At 70.0% G+C, this 3,059-nt stretch carries 2 protein-coding genes; one reads left to right on the plus strand and one right to left on the minus strand.

Features of this window, described 5'->3' with window-relative positions; genetic code table 11:
* Nucleotides 1–162 precede the first annotated feature (162 nt).
* A complete protein-coding gene (locus C1A33_RS23090; RefSeq protein WP_101833460.1) occupies nt 163–1,644 on the minus strand; it encodes a recombinase family protein in 1,482 nt (493 codons plus the stop codon).
* 56 nt (nt 1,645–1,700) lie between these two features.
* Here C1A33_RS23090 and C1A33_RS23095 point away from each other — a divergent pair.
* Nucleotides 1,701–3,059: pentapeptide repeat-containing protein (locus C1A33_RS23095; RefSeq protein WP_207770450.1), on the plus strand; the 1,359-nt coding region annotated here is incomplete at its 3' end.

Here is a 3,059-nt window from a genome sequence, read left to right on the forward strand (position 1 = left end):
CCACCCGACGAACGCGCTTCCTCGGGCACCGCCCCCGGCCGGGACACCGGCGGAGGCGGTGGCGTGGGGGCGGGCTCAGGCGGTGAACGCTCCGGCGTGGTCGGCGGAGAAACGCCGTCGGGTGGCGGCGCTTCTCGGCCTGGTGCTGCCCGGCGACGGTGGCTACTCGCGCCAGACAAGCTCCAACAGGTCGGGGTTGAACGCTCGGCGGCCCTTCCCGGCCGGGTAGACAACGACGGCGTGAAGGTGCTCGGCGAGGATCGCGCGCTGATGCGGCAACGTGTAGCTCTCCCACTCAGCTTCGATGTCGGCCGGGCGAGAGTGCGCCTTGGCGGCCTTCACCTGGTAGGCGTTACGGTCCGCCACCAGGTCCTGTTCCTGTTCGCGTAGCTCGGCGATCACGGGAAAGTAGTCCTGTGGGCCGATCAGGCGCGGCCGTGCGGTCCACGCGGCGTTCGTCTCGGCGATCGTGCGCTGCACGTCGTCCAACTCGCCCTGACGCGCCCACGGGCCTATCTCGGCGGTGGCCTGCGCGGTCTCCATCGCCACCTTCGCGAACACGGCGGCCAACACGAACTCCTCCGTGGCCGGACCGTTCCGACCGATCTTCCCGCATCCACCCTGAGCCGAGCTGGGGCAGCTATAAGTGTGAGTCCTGCGGGTGCCCGACGGTGGCTTACAGACCATGCTGTGCCCGCACAACCCGCACTTCGCGATGGAGGTCAGCAGGTATTTGCGGGCGTTGTTCCCCCGGCTGGCGATCGTGCGATCACCGATCACGGCGATCATCGCCTCCCACTCCTCGACGCTGACGATCGGCTCCCACTGGCCGACGACCTGCTCGACGCTGACCTGCCCGTCCTTACGCACCCGACGGGTCACCACCTCCATCCGCTCGGCCACCTGCCCCCGTCCGTTCGGGGCCTGAACCCTGCGGCCACGCAGACCACACAGACGCGGGTTACGCAGCATCTGAATCATGGTCGTCTTCTGCCAGCGGGCCCCCAGGGTGCCGCGTAGGCCGGCGTCGTTCCACTCCCGTACCAGTGCCGGGATCGGCACGCCCTGGGTGACCCGGCGTACCGCGGCGCGGATTGCTTCCGCTTCGGCGGGTTCCAACGTCCGCTTGTCGACCTTCCACCCGAACGGACGGGTACTGCCCACCGGAACACCCCGCTCCGCCTGCTGGCGGTGCGCACGCGTCACCCGACGCGAGGTGTCCTGGCTCGCCTTGTTCGCCGCGACAGCCTGCGCGCGGGCGTTCGCCCGGCCGTAGTCCGTCGTCAGATCCACCCCCGGCCCGACGATCGGACGGCCATACAGCTCGGCGACCTCGATCGCGTCTTCCAAGTCCCGAAGGTCCCGCGTCAACCTGTCCAGGTCATAGACAACCGCGCCATCGATCCGCCCGGACCGAAGATCCGCGAGCATCCGCGCATAGTCCGGACGGATCACCCGGGAGATCATCGTGCCGTCTTCCAACACGATCCGCTTCTTACGCCACGCGCTCTTCTTGTCCTCGTACACCTCCACCACCTCACCCCCGAACTCGGCGGCGAAGTCGTGGCCATCCTCGTCCTGACGCTCCAACGCGTCATCCCCACCCACCACCAGCGAATACCGCCGGTACAGACCGAGCTGCATACCATCCAACCTTGGCATGCCTTAATACTATTTCGCCAATCCTCTGCAATCCGCGGATGCTGTCCTTCATCGCCGACCTCGGCGACGCCGAACTGCGGGCCGCCCGGTCCGCACAAGGAAGAATAACCGCGGCCGACCTGTACCGGGTGCTCGTGCGCACCTGGCTCACCTACGAGACCAGACGGGCCGACCAGCGCGGCGCGCCATCGTCGCTGGCCCTGGAACAACGCCTCGACGCGGCCTCCACACTCGCGCTTGCCCTGTGGCGCAGCACCGATCGGACCATCGGCGCCGAACAGCTCGAACAGGCCGCGGCGTCCGTCCTCGCCACCATGGGAGACCAGCCGGACCAGCGAGACCAGCCAGATCAGCACGGCCTCGACGCGGCGACCACCGCCCAGATCCTCGGCTCGGGCACGCTGCTGACCCGCGACGCCAAGGGACGCTTCTTCTTCATCCACGCGTCCGTCATGGAGTATCTGGTCGCCGCGTGTGTCCGCGCGCGGGTCGACGAGGACGAGCGGCGCGGTCACTGGCCGGCGGGCCGTGGGGCGGGCCGGCGGTTCGGCGTCTGGTGGCGGCGTGTCCGCCCGCCCGTGCTGACCATGAGCCTGCTCGGCGAGGCGGAGATCTCCGATCTGACCGCCGACTTCCTCATCGACCTGCTCGGGCCGGACGTCGCCGCGGCACTCCCGAAAGAACTCACCGCCAGCCGGTCAACGCCCGCGCTGGCCACGTCCAACGCCCTCGTCCTCGCCCGGCGTGCCGAAACCCGCCTCGCCCGCCCGGCTCGGCTCGACCACGCCCAGCTCGCCGGCCAAGACCTCTCCGGCCGCGTCCTGTCCCACCAGAACCTGCGCGGCGCCGACCTGCGCGGCGCCAACCTCACCGACGCCCGCCTGGCGCACGTCGACCTCTCCGACGCGGATCTGACGGAGGCGAACCTCACCGGCGCCCGCATCGAACACAGCCGGTTCACCGGAGCCGCGCTGGTATCGGTCACCGCGCACCGCTCCCGCTGGACCGCCACCGACCTGACCGACGCCGACCTGTCCCACGCCGACTTCACCGCCGCCCGCCTGACCACCATCGACCTGCGAAACCCCGCCGACCTCAGCGGCTCGCGCTGGACAGGGGCACTCGCCCTGGGCGGCCATCTTGTGGACGCCCCGGCGCTCGCCGCAACCGCCCTCGCGAAACGCGAGACGGCTCAGCCGATGATCGCCCCAACCGCTGGCCCCGTCACCACGCTGGCCTACTCGCCAGACGGCGAACTCCTCGCGTTCGGAATCGGTACCACGGTCCTGCTCGCCGACGCCCGCGACGGCACACTCCTCCGCGCCCTCACCGGTCACACCGACGCCGTCCGGGCGGTGGCGTTCTCCCCCGACGGCCACACCCTCGCCACCAGCTCC

The organism is Frankia canadensis (genome assembly GCF_900197875.1).
Taxonomy (GTDB): Bacteria; Actinomycetota; Actinomycetes; order Frankiales; family Frankiaceae; genus Frankia; species Frankia canadensis.